A 22,281-nucleotide genomic window follows, 5' to 3' on the forward strand; every position below is an offset into this window, starting at 1 on the left:
TGATCGACGGGCGAGGGCCGGGGTGCGACGAGGCGCCCCGGCCCTCGTCGCGTCAGTCGTCGGCCGGAGCGGCGTGCACGCCGTGCGCCGCGTGGGTGCCGTGGTGGGCGTCGTCGGGCACCGTGTCGACCGGCGCGGCGGCCGCGTGCGAACCGGTCGGGTCCAGCGCGGCCCCCTCGATGTCCACGTTCGGGATGATCTTGTCCAGCCAGCGCGGCAGCCACCAGGCCGACTTCCCCAGCAGGGTCATGGCCGCCGGGATCATGGTCATCCGGACGACGAGGGCGTCGAAGAGGATGCCGATGGCCAGCGCGAACGCGATCGGGCCGATCTGCGCCGAGCCGCTGAACACGAAGCTCGAGAACACCGAGATCATGATCAGCGCCGCGGCCAGCACCACGCGGGCGCCGTGGGCGAAGCCGAGCCGGACTGACGTCGTCGGGTCGGCGCCGTGCACGTGCTCCTCGCGCATCCGGGACACCAGGAACACCTGGTAGTCCATGGCCAGCCCGAACAGCACGCCCACCAGCAGGATGGGCAGGAAGCTGAGCAGCGGGCCCGTCGAGTCGACGTTGAACACGCCCGACAGCCAGCCCCACTGGAACACGGCCGTCGTCGCCCCGAACGCGGCGGCGATCGTCAGGAGGAACCCGAGCACGGCGGTCACCGGGACCAGCAGCGACCGGAACGCGACCAGCAGGAGCACGATCGCGAGCCCGACGACGATGAGCAGGAACAACGGGAACGCGGCGGCGAGCTTCTCCGTGATGTCGATGTTCGCGGCGGAGGCACCGGTCACCCAGAGCTGGGTACCGGTGCTCTCCTCGAGCGCCGGGCGGGCGTCGCGGATGGCATGCACAAGGTCGGCGGTCTCCTCCGAGTCCGGCGCGCCGGTCGGGATGACGACGACGAGCGCGGCCTCGGCACCCTCGCTGGCGCCGGGCGCGGCGATGGGCGCCGCGTAGGCGACATTCGGGAGGGCGGAGACCGTCGCCGTCACGGACTCGACGGCCGCGGGCAGCGCGGACGGGTCCTCCTGCGCGTCGACGAGCACGACGAGCGGGCCGTTGAAGCCGGGGCCGAAGCCCTCGGCGAGCATCTCGAAGGCGCGGCGGTCGCCCGTGCCCTCGGGCTCACGGCCCGCGTCGGGCAGGCCGAGCCGCAGGCTCAGCGCGGGGATCGCGATCGTGAGCAGGAGCGCAGCGCCGAGGACCAGCGTGATGATCGGGTGCGTCGTGACGAGCGCGCCCCAGCGGTTGCGCGCCTCGCGGGAGTGCTCGGCCTGCCGCATCGCGCGACCCCTCGGCCGCAGACGCTCGCCGGCGAAGCCCATGAGGGCGGGGAGCAGCGTGACGGCGACGAGCACGGCGATGACGACGGTCGCGGCGGCGGCGAGGCCCATGGCGGCGAGGAACGGGATGCCCGTGACCGTCAGGGCGGCAAGGGCGATGACCACGGTCGTGCCGGCGAACACGACGGCGCTGCCGGCGGTGCCGACGGCGTGCCCCGCCGACTGCAGCGGGTCCATCCCGTCGGCCAGCTGCTGGCGGTGCCGAGACAGGAGGAAGAGGGCGTAGTCGATGCCGACAGCGAGGCCGAGCATGAGCGCGAGCGTCAGGGTCGACGACGAGATGTCCGTGATCCCGGACAGCGACAGCACACCGGCGACGCCGATGCCGACGCCCAGCAGGGCTGTGAGGATCGGCATGCCGGCCGCGAGGAGCGACCCGAACGTCACCACGAGCACCACGAGGGCGACGACGAGCCCGAGCGCCTCGGTCGGACCGGCCAGCTTGAGCGGCTCGGTGAAGGGGCCACCCGCCAGGGCCACCTCGTAGCCGTCGGCCTCGAGGCTCGACTTGGCGGTCTCGAGGGCGTCGGTCGTGGCCGTCGGGACGTCGTCGGCCGCGACGGTGAACTGCACGTCGACGTACATGACGCTGCCGTCGGGGGCGACGGCCTGGCTGGACACCGGGTCGGACATGCCGGCGACGTCCTCGGCGTCCGCCACGGGCGCCAACGCGGTCATGACGTCCTGGATGCCGGTGCCTGTGAGGAACGACTCGCCCTCGGGCGCAGCGACGACGACGCGTGAGCTCGCCGGCTTTGTCGAGTCCTGCGCGTCCGCCGCGTTGTTGCCGCCGACGCCCGCGGCCTGGGTGCCCAGCCGCTCGGCGACGAGCGCCTGCGCCCGGTCGGACTCGGTGCCCGGGATCGAGAACGTGTTCGACAGGTGGAGCCCGGACGCAACCGCGCCGAGCCCCGCGGCGGTCAGGATCACCAGCCAGGTGACCAGCACGATCCAGCGGTGGCGGTAGCTTCCCCGGCCCAGACGGTCCAGCACGCGTGCCATGTTCACTCCTTGGTCGACCGGTGCAGGTTACCCGACAAGTGTTGGTTATACGTCGGTGGCAAGATGGGGTGCATGACCATCCAGGACGAGGGCGCCCGCGTCGACCCCCGGGTCCTGCGCACGCGCCGCCTGCTCCAGGATGCCCTGCTGGCACTCGCCAGGGAACGCCGTCTCGACGAGATCACGGTCGCCGACGTCGCCGACCGCGCGACCGTCAACCGGAGCACGTTCTACCAGCACTACCCCGACACCGACACGCTGCTGGCGGACGCGCTCGACGCGCAGGCCGCACTCGTGGGCGCCGACCTCACCCAGATCCATCCCGGTACGGCGGCCGACGACGCCCCCGACGTGCTGGTCCGGTACGCCACCCATGTCGCCGAGAACGTCGCCCTCTACCGCTGCGCGCTGGGCGAGCACGGCTCCCCCGTCGCCGTCGCCCGCCTGCGCCGGCGCATCGAGGCGCTCGCGCTCGAGGGCCTCCAGCTGCACGGCTCGCCACCCGCGCTCGCCTCCCTGCCCCAGCCGATCGCCGCGGCCGCGCTCGCCGGGTCCGTCATCGGGGTCCTCGTCGCGTGGCTGGCGCGCGACCCGCTGCCCCCCGCCCGCGACGCCGCCTCCTGGGCATGGTCGGCGGTCAGCGGCTGGCCCCCGGAGCGCTGACCGCGCCGCTCGCCCCCATCGGTAGCGTCCGCAGATTCGCGCGTCCCGACGACCGGATGTGCGGACGCAACGCGGTCGGACTCGCAACGTCCGCAGATTCGCGGGTTCCGACGACCGGATGTGCGGACGTCGCTGGTTCGTAGATGGTCAGCTGAAGTAGGCGCCGCCGTTGATGTCGAGGACCGTGCCCGTGACGAACGCCGCGCCGTCCGAGGCGAGGTACACGACGGCCTCGGCGATGTCGTCGGCAGCACCCGCCCGGTTCAGCGGCGACGCGGCCACGGCGGCCCGCTGCGCCGGCTCGGGCGTGTGCGCCGCGTGCAGGGGTGTGCCGGCGACGAAGCCGGGCGCGACGACGTTCACGGTGATCCGCCGCGGGCCGAGCTCGCGGGCCAGCGCCCGGCTGAACCCCTCGAGGGCAGCCTTCGCGGTCGAGTACGCGACCATCCCGGTCCCGCCGCCGCTCCGTGCCGCTTGCGCGCCGACGGTGATGATCCGGCCCCCGTCGGGCATGACCGCGAGCGCGGCCCGGGTGACGTAGAACGCCGACGACAGGTTGAGGTCGAGCACCCCGTGCCAGTGGGCGTCGTCCATCGCCGCGACGTGGCGGCGCTCGACGGGACCGCCCACGTTGTTGACCAGGATGTCGATGCCGCCGCCGAGCATGCCCGCCGCGTCGCTGACCGCCTTGTCCACGTCCCAGCTGCGCCGGGCGTCCACCTGGAACGACGCCGCGATGCGTCCCTCGTCCTTGATCTCGGCGACGACGTCGGTGGGGTCGTGCGACAGGTACGTGATCGCCACGTCCGCACCCGCCCGGGCCAGCGCTAGCGCCGCTGCGCGCCCGATCCCCGAGGCGCCGCCCGTGACGAGCGCGCGACGACCGGTGAGCGCTTGCTCCACCTTCTCAACCTCCTGTGGCTGGCGTTGTGCGCACCGTACGGGAGCGGTTCGTCCCGCTCAACACCGGGATGTCCGAATCATCCGGATGCAGGCATGTCGTCGGCGCCCGGTAACGTCCTGCCCCATGCGTCTGGCCACCTGGAACATCAACTCGATCCGCGCCCGCACCGACCGTGCGGTCGCCTTCCTGGAGCGGACGGGCATCGAGGTCCTGGCCCTGCAGGAGACCAAGGTCAAGGACGAGCAGTTCCCGCGGGAGGCGTTCGAGGCGCTCGGCTACGAGGTGGCCACCAGCGGGTTCTCCCAGTGGAACGGCGTAGCCATCGTCAGCAAGGTCGGCATCGAGGACGTCGAGGTCGGGTTCCCGGGCATGCCGACGTGGGGCGACCCGGCGGCGGCGGCGGAGGCCCGGGCGCTCGGCGCGACGTGCGGCGGCGTGCGGGTATGGAGCCTGTACGTGCCGAACGGCCGGGAGGTCGACGACCCGCACTACGCCTACAAGCTCGACTGGCTGGGTCGGCTGCGCGACGCCGCGGCCGGCTGGCTCGCCGCAGACGCCGAGGCTCAGGTGGCCCTCGTCGGCGACTGGAACATCGCGCCGCTCGACACCGACGTGTGGGACATCGGCTTCTTCGCCGGACGCACGCACGTGACCCCGGCCGAGCGCGACGCCTTCACCGCCATCGGAAGCGCCGGGTACACCGAGGTCTCGCGGGTGCACGTCCCCGCCGAGCACACCTACACGTACTGGGACTACCAGCAGCTGCGGTTCCCCCGGAACGAGGGCATGCGGATCGACCTCACCTACGCGACGCCCGCGCTGGCCACCCGGGTGACCGGCGTGACCATCGAGCGCAACGAGCGCAAGGGCAAGGCGCCGTCCGACCACGTGCCGGTCGTGCTCGAGATCGCCGACTGACGTCCGCGGGCGCTCACGGGTGATGTCGGTGGAAAGACCGGTCGGCGCGGCGGCGCGGTGGGCTAGGTTGCGCGCATGAGCAACGAGCCTGGGGGGCCGGCTCCGGTTCCCGACCCCTACGCCGTCCCCGACCCGGCCGCCTCCCCGGTTCCGCCGAGCGGCTCGCTGCCGGCGGCCGGCGGCCAGGTGCCGGTGTCGCCGTACGGCGGGCAGGCCCCGCCCGCGCAGCCCGGTCCGTACGGCGCTCCCCCAGCCGGTCCGTACGGCGCTGCCGCGCCGGATCCGTACGGCGCACCAGCGGCCGGTCCCTACGGCGCTCCCGCGCCCGATCCGTACGGTGCTCCCGTGGCCGGTCTGTACGGCGCCGCCGCACCCGGTTCGTCTGGGGCTCCCCAGCCCGCCGCGCCCGTGTACGGCGGGCCCGAGTACGGAGCTCCTCAGTACGGGGCACCGCCTCAGTACGGAGCACCCCCCTACGGAGCTCCTCAGTACGGGGCGCCCGGCTACGACCAGCCGCAGCCCCCGTACGGCACACAGCTCTACGGCTACGGCCAGCCGTACGTCACGCCGCCGACCGAGGGCATGGCCATCGCCTCGTTCGTCACCAGCACCGCGGGCCTGCTGTTCCTCGGCGGGCTGCCAGGCCCCGTCGGCCTCGGGCTCGGCATCGCGGCGCTGCGCCGCATCAGGGTCTCCGGCAAGGCGGGCCGCGGGTGGGCCATCGCGGGCATCGTCATCGGCGCCGTCGGGATCCTCTGGATGCTCGCGATCGTCGCCTACATCGTCGTCGTCGCGCTGATCCTCGGGAGCGCCATCAGCTCCTCGGACGTCTGGGACGAGGTCCAGCAGGGGACCGACCAGGGCACGGACGGGTCGTCGGGGACGGACAGCGGCTCGCAGATCCCCTCCTTCACGCTCCGCACCGACCTGACGACGGGCACCTGCCTGACCACCTACGCGGCGACCTACGACATGAGCGACACCGAGCCCGTCGGCTGCGAGGTCCCGCACGACGCCGAGGTCGTCGGGCTGGTCCCGATGTCCGGCCCGGTGAGCCTCGACGCCGAGGACGAGAACGACCCGGCGTACTGGGAGGCGTGGGACGCCTGCGACCAGCTCACCGAGAGACTGCTGCCCGACTACTTCTCCTCCGGTGACGTCAGCCTGTACTACCCCCACCCGGACGACTTCGCCGCGGGCAGCACGGCTGCGTACTGCGTCTTCTCCGGCGACGAGCCCGGCATGACCGGGTCGGCGACGGCCGGCACGCTCCAGCTGGCCGGCGCGGGGACGGCATCCTGAGCGGTATCGGCCGGGCCTACTCCTACCCGGAGCCGCACTACGCGCCCGGGTGGGTCGCCCCGCGCCCGCCGCTCGAGCCGACGGCGGTCTGGTCGCTGGTCACCGGGCTGCTCGGGCTCGGGCCGGTCGCGCTGGTGCTGGCCGCAGTCGCCCGCCGCAGGATCCGGACGCGACACAGGCGCGGCCGCGGTCTCGCGATCGCGGGCGGAGTTCTCGGGGTCCTCGGGACGGTGAGTCTGGCCGTCGTCGGGACGGTCGTCGTGCTCACGTCGATGGCCACCCGACCGCTGCCCGCCGACGTGCCGGCGGCCCGGGACGCGCACGCGCAGCAGCTGGTGACGGGCAACTGCCTCTCGGACGTCCCCGGCAACGGCCCGGTGGACTCGGTCCGCGTCGTCCCCTGCGCAGACCCGCACGTGGCGCAGGTGATCACCGAGTTCCGGTTCGCCGACGACGCCGTCTGGCCCGGTCAGCAATCGGCCGACGCCCGTGTCGCGCGGGCGTGCGTGCTCGACGACACGGAGGTCACCGGCGGGGTCCGGACCGTCACGTGGTCGCCGACCGAGCGCTCGTGGGCGGACGGCGACCGCATCGGCCTGTGCCTGGCCGTCGTCGACGGTGGCCGGGTCACGGGCTCGTTCCTCGACGGGACCGCGACCCTCCCCTGACCCGCCCGACCCTGTCGCCCCAGCGTCGACCTCCAGCCGTGCGCGATGGTCCGGCATGGACCGAGGGCACTCGGAGAAGACTTGGTCGCGTGTGGCGGTACGAAGTCTTCACGCAGGGCGACGTCGAGGAGGGCCGCCCCCTCTCTGCCAACCAGACACTTACCACGCGGTAGGAATTGGGTTAAGGTGGCGGACGACGAACCCCACCGAGGAAGGTGCCCCGCAATGTCGCAGGACTTCGATGTCGAACGCGTGCTGGCTCAGCTGACCCTGGAGGAGAAGGCGTCGCTGACGTCGGGCTCCGACTTCTGGCACACGCAGGGCGTCGAGCGCGCAGGGGTGCCCGCGGTCATGGTGACCGACGGTCCGCACGGCCTGCGCAAGCAGGCGGAGGACGCCGACCACCTCGGGCTCGGCAACTCCGTCCCGGCCACCTGCTTCCCCACGGCCGCCGCGCTCGGCTCGTCGTGGGACGTCGACCTGGTCACCCGCGTCGGCGAGGCGCTGGGCCGGGAGACCCGCGCCAACGACGTCGCCGTGCTGCTCGGCCCGGGCGTCAACATCAAGCGGACCCCGCTGTGCGGCCGCAACTTCGAGTACGTCTCCGAGGACCCGGTGGTCGCCGGCGAGCTGGGCACCGCGATCGTCCGGGGCATCCAGAGCCAGGGCGTCGGCACGTCGCTCAAGCACTTCGCGGCGAACAACCAGGAGTCGGACCGCATGCGCGTCTCGGCCGAGGTGGACGAGCGCACGCTGCGCGAGGTCTACCTGCCGGCGTTCGAGCGCGTGGTGAAGAACGCGCAGCCGTGGACCGTGATGTGCGCGTACAACAAGGTCAACGGCACGTACGCGTCCGAGAACCACTGGCTGCTCACCGAGATCCTGCGCGACGAGTGGGCCTTCGAGGGCCTCGTCGTCTCCGACTGGGGCGCCGTGCACGACCGCGTCCCGGCGCTGGCCGCAGGCCTCGACCTGCAGATGCCCGCCGCAGGTCCGCGTCCCGACGAGGAGGTCGTGACCGCGGTCCGGAACGGCTCGCTCGACGAGGCCGTGCTCGACGTCGCCGCGCGCCGGGTGCTCGACCTCGTCGCCAAGGCGCTGCCCGGCATCGAGGCGKAGGACTCCTTCGACGTGGACGCCCACCACGAGCTCGCCCGCCAGGCCGCCGCCGCGGGATCCGTGCTGCTGAAGAACGACGGCGGACTGTTGCCGCTCGCCTCCACCGACGGCGTGGCGGTCGTCGGCGAGTTCGCTCGCACGCCGCGGTACCAGGGCGCCGGCTCCTCGCAGGTGAACCCGACCCGGCTCGACGTCCCGCTCGACGCGCTGCGGGCAGCCGGCGGAGCCTTCCCGTTCGCGGCCGGCTTCACCATCGCGGGCGGGCCGGACGGTTCCGACGACGACCTCCTGGTCGAGGCCGTGGACGTGGCGCGCGCCGCGCAGACGGTCGTGGTGTTCCTCGGACTGCCCGGACCCGACGAGTCCGAGGGCTACGACCGCCCCCGCCTCGGGCTCCCCGACAACCAGGTCGCGGTCCTGCGCGCGATCGCGGAGGTCAACCCCCGGGTGGTCGTCGTGCTCGCCAACGGCTCGGCGGTCAGCGTCACCGGCTGGCGCGACCTCGCCCCGGCGATCCTCGAGACGTGGCTCGGCGGTCAGGCGGGCGGCTCGGCCGTCGCCGACCTCCTGCTCGGCGTCCGCAGCCCGTCCGGCAAGCTCACCGAGACGATCCCGCACCGCCTCGAGGACACCCCGGCGTTCGGCAACTTCCCCGGCGAGGCCGGCGTCGTCCGCTACGGCGAGGGCGTGCTCGTCGGCTACCGCTGGTACGACACCCGCGCCATGGACGTCGCCTACCCGTTCGGGCACGGCCTGTCGTACACGACGTTCGACTACGGCGACGTGGCGGCCACGGCCCACGGGACCGACGTCACAGTGACCGCGACCATCACGAACACCGGCCCGGTCGCCGGCGCCGAGGTGGTCCAGGTCTACGTCCGGGACCCGCAGGCCGCCGTGCTGCGCCCGACGCGCGAGCTGAAGGCGTTCGCCAAGGTCGCCCTGGAGCCCGGGGAGTCCCGCGAGGTCACGTTCTCGCTGACCGGCCGCGACCTCTCGTACTGGCACCCCGGCCTGCACCGCTGGGTGGTCGAGGGCGGCGAGTTCGTGATCGAGGTCGGGTCGTCGTCGCGTGACATCCGCGGGTCCGTGGCGCTCGACGTGGAGGGCGAGCCGCTGTGGGGCGACCTGACGCCGATGTCGACCATCGAGGAGTGGCTCGCGCACCCCGTCGGCGGACCGCTGCTGCAGGCCGCGCTTGTGCCGCCCGCCGACATGGGCCCGCTCGACGACACCATGCAGGCGATGATCATGCAGATGCCGGCCAAGGTGATCTCCGACTTCGGGCTGGGCGGCTTCGACCGCGAGGCGCTCGACATCCTCGTCGCCAAGGTCGCCGCGGGCTGACCCCCTGAGAACGTCACGTCCCCGCGAGAACGGCACCCCGCCGTGCCGTTCTCGCGGCGATCTGCCGTTCTCGGCACCTGGGACACTCACTCCATGGACCTCGACGCGGTGCTCGCCGGGCTGGACGCCGCCGGGGTCTGGCTCGATCCCGGGCTGACCGACGACGAGGTCGCGGAGGTCGAGCGCCGGTTCGGGTTCGCGTTCTGCGCCGACCACCGCGAGATGCTCACGCTCGCGGTGCCCGTCGGCGACGGCTGGCCGGACTGGTTGGACGAGGACGAGGCACCGCTGCACGCGCGGTTGGCGTGGCCCGTCGACGGGGTCGTGCACGACGTGCTCCACGCAGACTTCTGGCCGGCGTCGTGGGGTCCGCGCCCCGACGACGAGCGCGAGGCGGTGGCCCGGCGGCACCTCGAGCAGGTCCGGAAGATGATCCCGGTGTACGCGCACCGCTACCTGCCCAGCGCCCCGGCACCCACGGGGACGCCCGTCTTCTCGATCTACCAGACGGACGTGATCCACTACGGCTCGGACCTCGCCGACTACCTCGCCCGCGAGTTCCTCCACCGGTCCTCGCCGGTCCCCACGCAGGACCGGTCACGCCGCGTCCGGTTCTGGTCGGACCTCGTCGACGGCATCGACCCGGCGCAGATGTGAGCCGCTGAGCTCAGCCGCTCGGTCGAGCTCAGCACCTGCAGCCCACCAGCTCGTGACTCCGAGTCGACCTCGTGAGCTGCAACCGGCGAGCTCGACTCGGAGTCACGAGCTCGGCGCCGGGCTCAGTCCGTGAGCAGCGCCGTGAACTGGGCGCGCAGCGCCGCCGCCATGTCCGGGCGGTTGTCCGGGGTGTCGGCCGCGAGCAGCCACTGGACCTGCATGCCGTCCATCGCCGAGACGGTGAGGCGAGCGGCGGTGAGTGGGTCGATCCCGGGCCGGAGCCGCCCGAGGTCGCGCCAGCGCTCGAACTCGGTCGCGGTCAGGGCGAGCACCCGGCGGTAGCGGTCCTGGAAGTACGCGTGCGCGGGGTGGTCGCGGGACGTGGCCTCGGCGGACAGCGTCGCGAACAGCTCGACGATGCCCGGGCGGGCGGCGTTGCGCTCGACAAGCAGCGACATGCTGTCGAAGTAGTCGTGGCCCGCGGCGACGTCGGCCGCGAACAGGGCCTCGTCGATCTCGTCGCGACGCGTCAGGACGGCCTCGAGCAGGGCCGCCTTGCTGGCGAAGTGGTGCAGCAGCCCGGGGTGCGAGATGCCGACGCGCGAGGCCACCTCGCGCAGCGAGGCCGTGTGGTACCCCACCTCGCCGAACAGCTGCATGGCAGCGTCGAGGATCTCCTCGCGCGTCGCGCGCCCCTTGGCGTAGCCGCCCGAGCGCGGGGACGCCGACGCGGCGCCCTGAGCGGACGGCGTCGATGCGGTCGTGACCTCGGTCGTCATGGCGACAGGATCGCACGCCGGAGCCAATTCCGACCAGATGGTAAGTAGGTGCTTGACCGGGCTCGAGGCCGTTCTCCACGCCGGCTCGCTGGACTTCCCTGCCGACAGATCGCGCGCGGATCAGCGCGGTGGTCCCGACGATCATCGACGTCGACCTCGACCGGCCCGCGATCCTCACGCCGCTGGTGGACCGGGCCGCGGCGTTCGTCGTGAGCCCGGCGACGGGTCCCGCACCCGTCGGCCATCCAGACGTCGACCGCCCGCGGTGGGTAGTGTCCGGTCATGCACCGCCGCGCCGACCTCGCCCCGGTCGAGCTCCTCGAGGACGACCAGCTCGAGCCGCAGGTCGACGCCGCGCCCGTCCACAAGAAGCGCCGGTGGTGGCTGCTGGCTGTCCTGGTCGCGGCCGTCGGGCTCGTGCTCGGCGCGCAGCAGCTGATCGACGCCCGAGAGCGCGCCACCGACGCACGGATCGCGGCGCTGCCCGGTGTCATCGAGCCGGTCGGCGACCGGCTCGAGACCGTCTGGCGGAGCGAGCCCGGCACCGGTGCCCTCGCGTGGGGTGGGGTCGCGCACGACGCTCTGCACGGCGTGCTCGTCGGCCCCGACGGCTCGCTCACCTATACGGCGCTCGACCTCGAGACGGGGGCCCGGGCCTGGTCGACGACGCTGCGCGGCCCCGACCCGGCGTTGACCGACCCGCTGAACGGCACGACGACCGGCTGCCGGACCGCGGCGCACGACCGTGCGGTCTGCCTCGTGACCGACGGCTACCAGCGCTTCTCCGACACCGCCGACGACACGGGGCGACCGGCCACACAGGCGCACGTCGTCGTGCTCGACCTGGCCGACGGACGCGTGCTGGCCGACCACCCGGTCGCCCCGGTGGACACGCTCGCCGTCCTGACCGACCTGGTGGCCACGGCGGAGGTCGACGACCAGCAGCGGCTCGTCGTGGTCGCCCGCGACCCGATGACCGACGACGAGCTCTGGCGCTTCCGCGACGACGAGCCGTGGCAGGACAGGGGTGACGGCCCGGCGGCCCTGGGCGAGGCCGGGGACCTGATCGTCGTCTACAACCGGCCCAGCGGCCCGCTCGTCCTGACCGCCGACGGCGAGCGGCTCGAGCCGGACGAGAGCACCGACACGTGGGCGACCACCCAGGACGGGTGGCTCACGTGGTCGCGTCCGAACCCCGACGGCGGCGACGAGCTGGTGCACGTGCTGCGCCCCGGCGAGCCGCCGCTCGAGGTCACCGGAGACCTGCTGCGCCGGACCGTCGACGACGGCAGCGTGCCCGGCCTCGAGGTGACCACCGGCATCACGACCCGCGGGTGGGACGGGCGCTCCGGCAAGCAGCTCTGGCAGGCGGACGTCGTCGTGGCCAGGAACGCGGGCGACCAGGTGATGGTGCTGCAGGGGCGGGTCTATCTGCCGACGGTCGACGCCGTGGTCGCCCTGGACGGGCGCGACGGGACCGTCGTGTGGAGCACCCCCCGCTCGCCGTCGACGACGGGCGGGGAGCTGCTCACCGACGGACGCCACCTGCTCCTGGTGCAGTCGCCTCTCGACCCCTCCGGCACGGGCGACCTCCTGGTCATGGACCGGCGCAACGGCACCGCCCTGCGCCGCACCCCGCTGCCCGCCGGCATCACCTCCGCGTTCGTCGCCGGCGACCGGCTCATCAGCGGGCAGGGCACGCAGGTCGTCGGGTTCGGCTGACGCGTCACCGCCGGCTGGTGACCTCCAGGCCGGCCTCCCCGCGGTCGACGACCACGGTGTCCCCGTCGTGGATCTGCCCAGCGAGCAGCTGCCGGGCCAGCCGGTCGCCGATCTCGCGCTGCACGAGGCGCCGCAGGGGCCGCGCACCGTAGGCCGGGTCGTACCCCTCGAGCGCCAGCCACTCGCGCGCGGCGGGCGAGACGTCGAGCGTCAGCCGGCGGTCCGCCAGACGGCGGGCCAGCAGCGCCACCTGCAGGTCCACGATGTGCCCGATCTCGTCGAGCGACAGCGGGTCGAACAGCACCACGTCGTCGAGCCGGTTGAGGAACTCGGGCTTGAACGAGGTGCGGACCGCGGACATGACCGCGTCGCGCTTCTCGTCGTCGGAGAGCAGGGGGTCCACCAGGTACTGCGAGCCGAGGTTCGACGTGAGCACCAGGATCACGTTGCGGAAGTCGACCGTCCGCCCCTGCCCGTCGGTGAGCCGGCCGTCGTCGAGCACCTGCAGCAGCACGTCGAACACCTCGGGGTGCGCCTTCTCGACCTCGTCGAGCAGCACCACCGAGTACGGCCGACGACGGACGGCCTCGGTCAGCTGCCCGCCCTCCTCGTACCCGACGTACCCGGGAGGGGCTCCGACGAGCCGGGCCACCGAGTGCTTCTCGGCGTACTCCGACATGTCGATGCGGACCATGGCGCGCTCGTCGTCGAACAGGAAGTCCGCGAGCGCCTTGGCGAGCTCGGTCTTGCCGACGCCGGTCGGGCCGAGGAAGAGGAAGCTGCCCGTCGGGCGGTCCGGGTCCGAGACGCCCGCACGGGCGCGCCGGACGGCGTCGGACACGGCGGCGACGGCGGGGCGCTGGCCGATGAGCCGCTCGCCGAGCACCTCCTCCATGCGCAGCAGCTTCGCGGTCTCGCCCTCCAGCAGCCGGCCGGCGGGGATACCGGTCCACTGCGCGACGACCTCGGCGACCTCGTCGGGACCGACCTTCTCGGCGATCATCGGCGGGCCGTCGGGCGCGGCGTCGGCCGACGCCTCTTCGGCCTCGGCGACGGAGATCTGCTCCTGCAGCGCGGGGATCTCGCCGTACAGGATGCGTGCGGCCTTCTCGTTCTCGCCCTCGCGCAGGAGCCGCTCGGCGTCCGTGCGCAGCGTGTCGAGACGCGCCTTGAGGTCGCCGACGAGGTTGTGGCCGGCCTTCTCCTTCTCCCACCGCGCGGTCAGGGACGCGAGATCCTCGCGCCGGTCCGCCAGGTCCTTGCGCAGCCGCTGAAGGCGCTCGGCCGAGGCGGGGTCGTCGGACTCGGACAGCACGACCTCCTCCATCTCCAGCCGGGTCACGGCGCGCTGCAGCTCGTCGATCTCGATCGGCGAGCTGTCCAGCTCCATGCGCAGGCGGGAGGCGGCCTCGTCGACCAGGTCGATGGCCTTGTCGGGCAGCTGGCGGCCGGTGATGTAGCGGTCGGACAGCGTCGCGGCGGCGACCAGCGCGGAGTCGGCGATGGTGACCTTGTGGTGCGCCTCGTACCGCTCCTTGAGCCCGCGCAGGATCGCGACGGTGTCCTCGACCGACGGCTCGCCGACGAACACCTGCTGGAACCGCCGCTCGAGCGCGGGGTCCTTCTCGATCCGCTCGCGGTACTCGTCGAGAGTCGTCGCACCCACCAGGCGCAGCTCACCGCGCGCCAGCATCGGCTTGAGCATGTTGCCCGCGTCCATCGCACCCTCGGAGCCGGCACCCGCCCCGACGACCGTGTGCAGCTCGTCGATGAAGGTCACCACCTCGCCGTTCGAGCCGGTGATCTCGGCCAGCACAGCCTTGAGCCGCTCCTCGAACTCCCCGCGGTACTTGGCGCCGGCCACCATCGCGGCCAGGTCGAGCGCGACCAGCTTCTTGCCGCGCAGCGACTCGGGCACGTCCCCGGCGACGATCCGCTGCGCGAGGCCCTCGACGACGGCGGTCTTGCCGACGCCGGGCTCGCCGATGAGCACGGGGTTGTTCTTGGTGCGCCGGGACAGCACCTGCACGAGACGGCGGATCTCGGCGTCGCGGCCGATCACCGGGTCGAGCTTGCCCTCGCGCGCCCGCTGCGTCAGGTCGAGGCCGTACTGCTCGAGCGCCTTGTACGTGCCCTCGGGGTTGGGTGTCGTCACGCGCGCGGAGCCCCGGACGGTCGGCAGCGCGGCCGCGAGCGCGTCGCGCGAGGCCCCCTGGGCACGCAGCGCGTCAGCCACGCCGGACTGGCCGGTGGCGAGGCCCAGGAGCAGATGCTCGGTCGAGACGTAGTCGTCGCCGAGCGAGCGGGCCTCGGACGAGGCTGCCTCGAGCGACGTCGCCAGGGCGCGCGAGGCGGTCGGCTGGGCCACGGCGTTCCCGCTCGCCGTCGGCAGGCTGACGAGCATGCCGCGCACGGTGCGGCCGAGCGCTCCGCGGTCGGCGCCGACCGCGTCGAGCAGCCCGTTGGCCACGCCACCCTCCTGCTGCAGCAGCGCGCTGAGCACGTGGGCGGGCTCGAGCTGGGGGTTGCCGGCCGCCGAGGCCTGCTGGATGGCGTCGCCCAGGGCCTCCTGGGACCGGGTGGTGAACTTGGCGTCCACGTGACCTCCTGTGTGTCGTGTCTGCTCATCGCAACGACGTGCAGAGTTGAGTCTATTCCGCTCAAGTCTGTTCACCCCGCCCGAGCGCCGACGCCATGGCACGATCACGCCATGAGTGACGACGTCCCGGACGTGCTGGGCCCCGGCTGGACCTCCCGGACCCTCCCGCTGAGGCCCGACGGCGGCACCCCGGACCCGGTGGCCACCCTGGTCCACCGCGTCGGCTCCCCCAGCCGGCGCGCACTCCTGTACGTGCACGGGTTCGTCGACTACTTCTTCCACACCGGCTTCGGCGACGCACTCGCAGCGCACGGCTACGACGTGTATGCGCTCGACCTGCGCGACTACGGGCGCTCCATCCGTGACGGCCGCCCGGCCAACTACGTCACGGACCTCGGCACGTTCGCCGAGGAGATCGACGCCGCGATCCGCGTGATCCGCGAGGACCACGACGAGGTCGTCCTGCTCGGACACTCGATGGGCGGCCTGGTCACGTCGCTGTGGGCCGACTCCCGCCGCGGTGAGGGACTCATCGACGCCCTCGTGCTCAACAGTCCGTGGCTGGACCTGAACGGTTCCTGGTTCGAGCGCACCGTCTTCACGGCCGTGCTGGACGGCGTGGGCAGGGTCGCCCCGAAGCTCGTCGTCGGCAAGATCGCGCCGTTCTACGGGCGCGCGCTGCACGAGGGCACCGGCGGGGAGTGGTCGTACGACCTCGCGTGGAAGCCACTCGACGGCTTCCCGGCCCGCGCCGGCTTCGCGCGGGCCATTCGTCGTGGGCACGCTCGGGTGGCCGCGGGACTCGAGATCGACGTCCCGGTGCTGCTGCTGGCGTCCGACGCCTCGGGTCCCGACGACGTCTGGCACGACGCGCTCCTTGCGACCGACTCGGTTCTCGACGTGGCGGACATGCAGCGCCTGGCGCCGAACCTCGGCCCGGACGTCACCTTCGTCGAGGTGCCCGGCGGCGCGCACGACCTCGCGCTGTCTCCCCTGCCGGCCCGCGAGATCTACGTCGCCGAGGTGCTGGCATTCCTCGACGCTCGGCTGCCGTGACCGGAACCATCGCCCGCTGGCGGCTGCGCGGCCTGCGGATCGCCGCCCGGGTGCGACTCACTCCGATCGGTGCGCTGGTCGAGCGGGGCTACACCGGCTTCGTCGACATCGAGCCGTTCGACCGCGCGATGACCCTCGCGGCGCAGGCCTTCGTCTCGATCGTCCCCGTGATGATCGTGACGGCGGCGCTCCGGCCCAACAAGCAGGGCGGGTTCGGCTACTTCATGGCCGACAGCCTCGGACTCTCCGAGGCCACCCGCGACACGCTCGCCGGCAGCGTGAGCGCCAGCGCGAGCGTCGGGAGCAGCGTCGGGATCCTCGGCTTCCTGGTGGCGCTCATCAGCGCGACCTCCTACTCCCGGGCCCTCGAGCGCATGTACGCCAAGGTCTGGCAGGTCAGGCGTCCCGGGCTGCGGTCCGCGTGGCGCTGGCTGGCCACCGTGCTGGCCGTCGTCCTCGCCGTCGCGCTGATCGAGCTGACGCGGGAGGCCACGGAGGGGATCCCGCTGCCCGCCCTGTGGGACTTCCTCGTGCGGGTCGTGGTCTGGGCCGTCGTCTGGACCTACATCCCCTGGGCGCTGCTGCGCGCCGAGATCCCGGTCCGCGTCCTCGCGTTCACCGGCGTCGTGACGTCGCTGCTGCTCGGCCTGCTCAGCCTGGCCGGTCAGCTCTACCTGCCGATCGTCCTGGTCTCGGGCGCCAAGCAGTTCGGCGTGCTGGGCCTCGTGTTCGCCTACATCGGGTGGCTGTTCGCCCTGAGCTTCGCGCTGGTGCTGGCCTGCGTCATCGGGCAGGCGTGCGCGCAGGACGAGGGCGTGCTCGGGCGGCTCGTCCGCGGGCGCGACGACTCCGTGACCTGGCAGACCGTCTGACGCGTCAGGCGGGGGCCCGCTCCTCGACCGGATCGAGGAGCGGCGGGCGGTTGGTCACCAGCAGCCAGGCCGCCAGTGCGGCGAGCAGCAGCCCGATCAGCAGCGACACCTGCGGCACCACCGCAACCGCCATGAAGAGGCTCAGCCACCCGTTGCGGGTGGCCGCGACGATGATCCCGACGACCGCGGCCCCGATCGCGAGGGCCAGAGGGACGGCGTCCCACACGGCGTTGATCGCGAACCCGAGGGCCACCCCGACGAACAGGGTGGGGAAGATGCGCCCGCCTCGGAACCCCGACGTCGCGGCGACCAGCATGGCCAGCAGCTTGATGCCCGCCAGCGCGAGGAAACCCGCGCCGGTGGTCGTCGCGGCCAGCCCGGGCAGCTCCTGCATCTGCGTGAGGCCCTTGAACAGCGTCACCTCGCCGCCGAGCGCGCCCAGCAGACCAAGCACGAGGCCGCCGGCCGTGAGCATGAGCACCGGGTGACCGATCCGCAGGAACGCGCGGTGCAGCGGCACGAAGAGGTACACGGCGACCAGCCCGAGGGCCGCGGCACCGAGGGCGATGAGGACCGAGAAGCCGAGGTCCTCGAGCCCGCCGTACGTGTATGCGGGTGCGGCGACGGCCAGGCTCAGGGACTCCAGCTGCAGCATCGTGAGAGTTCCTGCGGTCGCTGCCACCAGCGGCGCGAAGAGCCGGTCCCACAGGGGGATCCGGCGGTCGCCCGCGTCCAGCTCGGAGAACAAGAGCGCCGCCGCCACGGGCGTGCCGAACATCGCGCCGATGGTGCCCGCGACCGCCATCGCGAGCCACATCGGCGCGTTGACCTTGGGCAGGAACCGCATGCCGAGCGCGACCGCGAGGCCGACGTTGATCCCGATGATCGGGTTCTCCGGGCCGAGGCTCACGCCGCTGGCGAGCATGAGCACCAGGGCGAGCGCGAGGCCCGGCAGGACCTTCGGCTTCAGCGGCTCGGCCACCAGCTCGAGGGTCGCGGGGTCGGGACCGGCGTGGCCGGGGACGTAGCGGACGACCAGTCCGATCGCGAGGCCGGCCGCGGTGAGCACGCCGATGATCCACCAGGGAGAGTCCGAGCTCACCCCCACAGCCGCGCTCAGGTCGTCCCACACCCAGTCCTCGATGAGCTTGGCCAGCTTGCTCAGCCCGTAGAGGGTCAGGGCGGACACGATGCCGACGACCACGGCGGGTATCGAGAGCTTGAGCAGGTTGCCGACCGGGACGTGGAACGGCGCTGCGGGGGCGGTCGGCTCCGTCATGACGGTGCTCCTTGGTCGGTGGTCGGGACGATGTCGAGACGCAGGGTCGGCCAGGTGCTGCTCACAACGACGGGTCCTCGGGCTCGGACAGCGAGAGCATCGCGCCGACGACCGCCGGCGTCCGCGCGATCCGACGCTCGAGCGACGCGAGCACGTGCGACGCGTCGTCCTCGGCCATGTTGCCCGTGAGGTCGACCGCGCCGGTCAGGTAGACCTGCCGGGCACCCACGTACTCGAGCCGCAGCTCGGTGACCCGCTCGACCTCCGGCAGCTCCAGCAGCGCCTCCACCACCGCGGCCTGCAGCTGCGGGTCCACCACCTGCCCCACCAGGAACCGGCGGTTGCGGTCGATGAGCACGATCGCCACGATGCCCAGCAGCACGCCGACCAGGATCGAGCCGATCGCGTCGGGCACGGGCGAGCCGGTCGCCTGGTGCAGGCCGATGCCGACCGCGGCGATCAGGATGCCGACGAGCGCCGCGGCGTCCTCGAAGAACACCGCGCGGACGGTCGGGTCGGACGTCTGCAAGATGTGCGCGACGAGGTCCTTGTCCTGCCGCGCGGCGCCCTGCTTGGCCTGCCGCGACGCCTGGAAGAACGAGACGCCCTCGAGCACGAACGACACGGCGAGCACCACGTACGCGACGCCGAAGTCGCCGGCCGGCTCGGGGTTGGACAGCTCGGAGATCCCGTGCGTGATGGAGACGCCGGCGCCGACCGCGAAGAGCCCGATGGCCGCGAACAGCGACCACACGTAGACCTCGCGGCCGTGCCCGAGCGGGTGGGTGGCATCGGCCGGCTTGGCCGCCCGGCGCTGCGCGATGAGCAGGAACACCTCGTTGCCGGTGTCCGCCCAGGAGTGCGCGGCCTCCGCGAGCATCGACGCCGACGCCGTGATCATCGCCGCTGCCGTCTTCGCGACGGCGATGAGCAGGTTGGCCCCGAACGCGAGGACCACGGTCAACGCGCTCTCGCTCCCCTCCGGGGCGGACGACCCGCCCACGACGTCGACGGCCCGCTCGCTCTCGTCGGGGGGTGCGTCGGCCATGAGACGTGAGTAGCACACGAGATGTCTCATGTCTCCCATTGCGCCGCATCTGCGCTGGTCCGGGCGCCTGTTGGCGCGTCGATGGGCACGGGTGTTGGCTGGCACCATGACCACCCACCGTGCGGCCTGGCCCACCGGCACCCCCGCCTGGGCCGACATCACCGTCCCCGACCTCGCCGTCGCCCAGGCCTTCTACGGACCGCTGCTCGGCTGGGAGTTCGAGGTGGGCGGTCCGGAGGTCGGCGGCTACACACAGGCTCTCGTGGACGGKAAGCGCGTCGTCGGGCTGGGCGAGCCGATGGGCACGGAGCCCGCACCTCCCCCGGCCTGGTGCGTCTACCTCGCCGCCGACGACCTCGCAGCGACCGCCGCCGCCATCGCCGATGCGGGCGGGCAGGAGATCGTGCCCGCGATGCCGATCATGGACCTCGGCACCATGGCGATCTTCGTCGACACCGCCGGTGCCGTCTTCGGGGTCTGGCAACCCGGCTCGCACACCGGCTGGGACGTGGTCGAGGAGCCCGGCGCGGTCGTCTGGACCGAGGTGATGGTGCACGACCAGCCCGGCGCGCTCGCGTTCTACCAGCGGGTGTTCGGGTACTCCGTCGACGACCTCAGCGCGCCCGGGTTCGAGTACGCGTCGGTCTCCCTGGGCGGTGCCCCGCTGGCGGGCGTCGGGGGCTACGGCGCCCAGGCCGGCACGGACGCGCCCGCCGCCTGGACCCTCTACTTCGCGGTCACGGACACCGACGCGTCGGCCGCGAAGGTCACCGAGCTCGGCGGGACCGTCGTCAGCCCGCCCACCGACACCCCGTTCGGGCGCATGGCGATCGCGGCCGGGCCGTTCGGGGAGGTGTTCGCGCTCATGGGGCCCGTCGTCGGCGCCTGACCTCCGGCCACCTAGGCTGGTCGATCATGAGCCTCCCGTCCGACGCGTTCCGGCACGTCGCCTCGCGGCCCCACGAGCCGCTGCGCACGTTCCACCCGCGCCGCGCACCCCTCGGGCCGGAGCGTGAGGCGGCGCTGCGGGTGCTGTGGCCGCGGCTCGGGTTCTCCGTGCACGACGCGCGCTCCCCGGTCCCGCGCCGGGCCGACGGCACTCTCGACACCGCGTCCCTGTTCGGCCGGACCGCCCCGTTGGTGCTCGAGATCGGGTCCGGGATGGGCGAGACGACCGCCGCCATGGCCGCCGCGGACCCGTCGCGCGACTACCTGGCCGTCGAGGCCCACCTGCCGGGCGTCGCGAACCTGCTCGGCCTCGTCGACCGCGCGGGCCTGACGAACGTCCGGATCGCCCACGGCGACGCCCTCGACCTGGTCCGGACGGCCCTCCCGGTCGTCCACGGCCTCGGTGAAGAGTTCGTCGCGCCCGGCGCGACAAAGTCCTCAACCAGCCCCGGCCTCGACGCGGTGCACGTCTTCTTCCCCGACCCTTGGCCCAAGGCTCGTCACCACAAGCGCCGCCTGGTGCAGCCGTCGCACGTCGCCCTGCTGCGCTCGCGGCTGCGCGTCGGCGGCACCCTGCACTGCGCGACGGACTGGGTCGACTACGCAAACGCCATGCTCGACGCGCTGACCGCCGACCCCGGGCTCGAGAACACGGCCGACGGGTTTGCGCCGCGCCCGTCGGACCGCCCGGTCACCAAGTTCGAGCAGCGTGGCCTGGACCTCGGCCACGAGGTGCGCGACCTCGTCTTCCGGAGGGTCCGATGAGCCCCGCTCCTGCCCGCAACGGGCCACGTGTGTTCCGAGTCGCGCTCGTCCCGGGCGTGAATCCCGACCGCTGGCTGCGGGTCTGGGCGGAGCGGCTCCGGACCGTACCTGTCGAGCTGGTGCACACCGAGCCGGCCGTCGCCGCCGACTTCCTGCGGTCCGGCGCCGCCGACGTGGCGCTGCTCCGGCTGCCGACCACCGGCGACGACCTGTCGGTCATCACGCTCTACACGGAGGCGACCGTCGTCGTCGTGCCGAAGGACCACGTGGTCACGGTCGTCGACGAGATCGACGCGGCCGACCTGGCCGACGAGACGGTCGTCGTCCCGCTCGATGACACGCTGCGCTGGACGGACCCGCCCGGCATACTCTTCGCCGGCGACCCGGTCCCCACCACGCCCGACGCGATCGAGCTGGTCGCGGCCGGCGTCGGCGTGCTCGTCCTGCCGCAGTCGCTCGGACGGCTGCACCAGCGTCGCGGGCTCACCGCGCGAGTCGTGCGCGACGCCCCCGGGTCGGCCGTGGGCCTCGCCTGGGTGACCGACCGCTACGACGAGTTCACCGAGGAGTTCATCGGCATCGTCCGCGGCCGCACGGCCACCTCGAGCCGCGGCATCGGCGCCCCGGTCCCCGCTCCCGCCCCGCAGTCGAAGCCTCGCGCCTCGACCCCGGCCAAGAGCTCGTCGGCCCGCTCGAAGGGCAAGCCCAAGCCGAACCCGCGCAAGCCGCGCCCTCGGTGACCAGCGAGAACAACACTGGACCCGTCCTGACGGCGGATGACGGGTCTGATGTTGTTCTCGGCGGACGCGTTCGAGTCCTCAGCTTTCCCGGGCCGCGGCAGCCTTGCGGTCGGCCTCGCGGGACTCCTGCAGACGCTCCTCCAGCCGGACCTGCGCCGCGATCTCGCGCTCGCGCACGAGCCAGTTGGGCGGGTCCGCCTGCAGCGCCTCGATCTCGGCGGTGGTCAGAGCGTCCGTGACGCCGCCGCGCGCGAGCCCGCTGATCGAGATGCGCAGCCGGCCGGCGATCACGCTGCGCGGGTGCGGCCCGTCACGGCGCAGGTCGACCAGCCACTGCGGCGGCGTGCGCTGCAGGTCGGTCAGCTCGTCGCGCGTGATCATCCGGTTCTGGAAGTCCTCCGGCGTCGCCGGCAGGTACACGTCGAGCTTGGCGGCGGCGGTCGACGCCTTCATCTCCTGGGACTTCTTCGCGGGTGTCACGCGTCAAGGGTAGGCCCGACGCCCACCACCCCTCACAACGTCCGAGGAAGTGTGCGCCAGGG

Annotated in this window: 19 protein-coding genes; 12 read left to right on the plus strand and 7 right to left on the minus strand. The window is 73.0% G+C overall.

All coding sequences use genetic code 11. The features are described from left to right. Positions 1–52: 52 nt before the first annotated feature. Positions 53–2,353 carry an MMPL family transporter gene (locus ACXJKA_RS04640; RefSeq protein WP_456824008.1) on the minus strand — a complete coding sequence of 767 codons (2,301 nt, stop codon included), beginning with the start codon at positions 2,351–2,353 and terminating at the stop codon, positions 53–55. Between the two features lie 72 nt (positions 2,354–2,425). Here ACXJKA_RS04640 and ACXJKA_RS04645 point away from each other — a divergent pair, with 72 nt between their 5' ends. After that, positions 2,426–3,016: a TetR/AcrR family transcriptional regulator gene (locus ACXJKA_RS04645; RefSeq protein ID WP_456824009.1), complete on the plus strand. Its 591-nt coding sequence runs from the start codon at positions 2,426–2,428 to the stop codon at positions 3,014–3,016. Between the two features lie 147 nt (positions 3,017–3,163). Here ACXJKA_RS04645 and ACXJKA_RS04650 read toward each other — a convergent pair whose 3' ends face one another. Beyond that, the gene (locus ACXJKA_RS04650) at positions 3,164–3,919 is read right to left on the minus strand and encodes an SDR family NAD(P)-dependent oxidoreductase (RefSeq protein ID WP_456824010.1); all 756 of its coding nucleotides are present in this window, start codon (positions 3,917–3,919) and stop codon (positions 3,164–3,166) included. A gap of 124 nt (positions 3,920–4,043) precedes the next feature. On the opposite strand from ACXJKA_RS04650, the gene ACXJKA_RS04655 reads away from it, so the two are divergent. The 5 genes from ACXJKA_RS04655 (at position 4,044) to ACXJKA_RS04675 (ending at position 9,931) form a co-directional block, all read left to right on the plus strand. Continuing rightward, positions 4,044–4,838, plus strand: coding sequence for an exodeoxyribonuclease III (locus ACXJKA_RS04655; protein ID WP_456824011.1), 795 nt, complete (start codon positions 4,044–4,046; stop codon positions 4,836–4,838). Between the two features lie 75 nt (positions 4,839–4,913). After that, positions 4,914–6,140: a DUF4190 domain-containing protein gene (locus ACXJKA_RS04660; RefSeq protein WP_456824012.1), complete on the plus strand. Its 1,227-nt coding sequence runs from the start codon at positions 4,914–4,916 to the stop codon at positions 6,138–6,140. Positions 6,141–6,235: 95 nt separating this feature from the next. After that, positions 6,236–6,808 (plus strand): DUF4190 domain-containing protein, encoded by a 573-nt coding sequence (locus ACXJKA_RS04665; RefSeq protein ID WP_456824138.1) that lies wholly within the window; start codon positions 6,236–6,238, stop codon positions 6,806–6,808. Positions 6,809–7,033: 225 nt separating this feature from the next. Next, positions 7,034–9,274 carry an aryl-beta-d-glycosidase gene (locus ACXJKA_RS04670; protein WP_456824013.1) on the plus strand — a complete coding sequence of 747 codons (2,241 nt, stop codon included), beginning with the start codon at positions 7,034–7,036 and terminating at the stop codon, positions 9,272–9,274. 93 nt (positions 9,275–9,367) lie between these two features. Beyond that, entirely contained in the window at positions 9,368–9,931 is a 564-nt protein-coding gene (locus ACXJKA_RS04675; protein WP_456824014.1) for a hypothetical protein, read from the plus strand. 122 nt (positions 9,932–10,053) lie between these two features. On the opposite strand, the gene ACXJKA_RS04680 is transcribed toward ACXJKA_RS04675, so the two are convergent. Further along, positions 10,054–10,710 (minus strand): TetR/AcrR family transcriptional regulator, encoded by a 657-nt coding sequence (locus ACXJKA_RS04680; RefSeq protein ID WP_456824015.1) that lies wholly within the window; start codon positions 10,708–10,710, stop codon positions 10,054–10,056. A gap of 282 nt (positions 10,711–10,992) precedes the next feature. Between ACXJKA_RS04680 and ACXJKA_RS04685 the strand changes: the two genes are divergently transcribed. Further along, the gene (locus ACXJKA_RS04685; RefSeq protein ID WP_456824016.1) at positions 10,993–12,432 is read left to right on the plus strand and encodes an outer membrane protein assembly factor BamB family protein; all 1,440 of its coding nucleotides are present in this window, start codon (positions 10,993–10,995) and stop codon (positions 12,430–12,432) included. A 4-nt stretch (positions 12,433–12,436) separates the two neighbouring features. Here the strand turns inward: ACXJKA_RS04685 and clpB are convergent, their stop codons facing one another. After that, positions 12,437–15,031, minus strand: a complete 2,595-nt coding sequence (gene clpB, locus ACXJKA_RS04690; RefSeq protein ID WP_456824017.1) for an ATP-dependent chaperone ClpB — start codon at positions 15,029–15,031, stop codon at positions 12,437–12,439. A gap of 111 nt (positions 15,032–15,142) precedes the next feature. Here clpB and ACXJKA_RS04695 point away from each other — a divergent pair, with 111 nt between their 5' ends. Then, complete coding sequence (locus ACXJKA_RS04695; RefSeq protein ID WP_456824018.1) at positions 15,143–16,087, plus strand: alpha/beta hydrolase; 945 nt, start codon at positions 15,143–15,145, stop codon at positions 16,085–16,087. Next, positions 16,084–16,959 carry a hypothetical protein gene (locus ACXJKA_RS04700; RefSeq protein ID WP_456824019.1) on the plus strand — a complete coding sequence of 292 codons (876 nt, stop codon included), beginning with the start codon at positions 16,084–16,086 and terminating at the stop codon, positions 16,957–16,959. The genes ACXJKA_RS04695 and ACXJKA_RS04700 overlap by 4 nt, the downstream gene beginning before the upstream one ends. Before the next feature lie 4 nt (positions 16,960–16,963). Here ACXJKA_RS04700 and ACXJKA_RS04705 read toward each other — a convergent pair whose 3' ends face one another. Next, positions 16,964–18,238, minus strand: a complete 1,275-nt coding sequence (locus ACXJKA_RS04705; protein WP_456824020.1) for an ion channel protein — start codon at positions 18,236–18,238, stop codon at positions 16,964–16,966. 61 nt (positions 18,239–18,299) lie between these two features. After that, positions 18,300–19,286, minus strand: coding sequence for a cation diffusion facilitator family transporter (locus ACXJKA_RS04710; protein WP_456824021.1), 987 nt, complete (start codon positions 19,284–19,286; stop codon positions 18,300–18,302). Positions 19,287–19,392: 106 nt separating this feature from the next. On the opposite strand from ACXJKA_RS04710, the gene ACXJKA_RS04715 reads away from it, so the two are divergent. Genes ACXJKA_RS04715 through ACXJKA_RS04725 form a run of 3 tightly spaced genes read left to right on the plus strand, consistent with a single transcriptional unit; the run spans position 19,393 to position 21,739 of the window. Beyond that, positions 19,393–20,175: a VOC family protein gene (locus ACXJKA_RS04715; protein ID WP_456824022.1), complete on the plus strand. Its 783-nt coding sequence runs from the start codon at positions 19,393–19,395 to the stop codon at positions 20,173–20,175. Positions 20,176–20,201: 26 nt separating this feature from the next. Beyond that, the gene (trmB, locus tag ACXJKA_RS04720; protein WP_456824023.1) at positions 20,202–20,999 is read left to right on the plus strand and encodes a tRNA (guanosine(46)-N7)-methyltransferase TrmB; all 798 of its coding nucleotides are present in this window, start codon (positions 20,202–20,204) and stop codon (positions 20,997–20,999) included. Beyond that, positions 20,996–21,739, plus strand: a complete 744-nt coding sequence (locus ACXJKA_RS04725) for a LysR substrate-binding domain-containing protein (RefSeq protein WP_456824024.1) — start codon at positions 20,996–20,998, stop codon at positions 21,737–21,739. Before trmB ends, ACXJKA_RS04725 begins: the two co-directional genes overlap by 4 nt. 78 nt (positions 21,740–21,817) lie before the next feature. Here ACXJKA_RS04725 and ACXJKA_RS04730 read toward each other — a convergent pair whose 3' ends face one another. Next, positions 21,818–22,192 carry a DUF5997 family protein gene (locus ACXJKA_RS04730; protein ID WP_456824139.1) on the minus strand — a complete coding sequence of 125 codons (375 nt, stop codon included), beginning with the start codon at positions 22,190–22,192 and terminating at the stop codon, positions 21,818–21,820. Positions 22,193–22,281 lie beyond the last annotated feature (89 nt).

It is taken from the genome of Cellulomonas sp. P5_E12 (assembly GCF_054049315.1).

Bases quoted from the DNA above. Each gene is read 5' to 3' on its own strand.
- ACXJKA_RS04660 (WP_456824012.1), top strand. From the start codon at position 4,914: ATGAGCAACGAGCCTGGGGGGCCGGCTCCGGTTCCCGACCCCTACGCC.
- ACXJKA_RS04710 (WP_456824021.1), bottom strand. From the start codon at position 19,286: ATGGCCGACGCACCCCCCGACGAGAGCGAGCGGGCCGTCGACGTCGTG.
- ACXJKA_RS04640 (WP_456824008.1), bottom strand. From the start codon at position 2,353: ATGGCACGCGTGCTGGACCGTCTGGGCCGGGGAAGCTACCGCCACCGC.
- ACXJKA_RS04680 (WP_456824015.1), bottom strand. From the start codon at position 10,710: ATGACGACCGAGGTCACGACCGCATCGACGCCGTCCGCTCAGGGCGCC.
- ACXJKA_RS04730 (WP_456824139.1), bottom strand. From the start codon at position 22,192: ATGAAGGCGTCGACCGCCGCCGCCAAGCTCGACGTGTACCTGCCGGCG.
- ACXJKA_RS04645 (WP_456824009.1), top strand. From the start codon at position 2,426: ATGACCATCCAGGACGAGGGCGCCCGCGTCGACCCCCGGGTCCTGCGC.
- ACXJKA_RS04685 (WP_456824016.1), top strand. From the start codon at position 10,993: ATGCACCGCCGCGCCGACCTCGCCCCGGTCGAGCTCCTCGAGGACGAC.
- ACXJKA_RS04675 (WP_456824014.1), top strand. From the start codon at position 9,368: ATGGACCTCGACGCGGTGCTCGCCGGGCTGGACGCCGCCGGGGTCTGG.
- trmB (WP_456824023.1), top strand. From the start codon at position 20,202: ATGAGCCTCCCGTCCGACGCGTTCCGGCACGTCGCCTCGCGGCCCCAC.
- ACXJKA_RS04705 (WP_456824020.1), bottom strand. From the start codon at position 18,238: ATGACGGAGCCGACCGCCCCCGCAGCGCCGTTCCACGTCCCGGTCGGC.
- ACXJKA_RS04725 (WP_456824024.1), top strand. From the start codon at position 20,996: ATGAGCCCCGCTCCTGCCCGCAACGGGCCACGTGTGTTCCGAGTCGCG.
- ACXJKA_RS04655 (WP_456824011.1), top strand. From the start codon at position 4,044: ATGCGTCTGGCCACCTGGAACATCAACTCGATCCGCGCCCGCACCGAC.
- ACXJKA_RS04695 (WP_456824018.1), top strand. From the start codon at position 15,143: ATGAGTGACGACGTCCCGGACGTGCTGGGCCCCGGCTGGACCTCCCGG.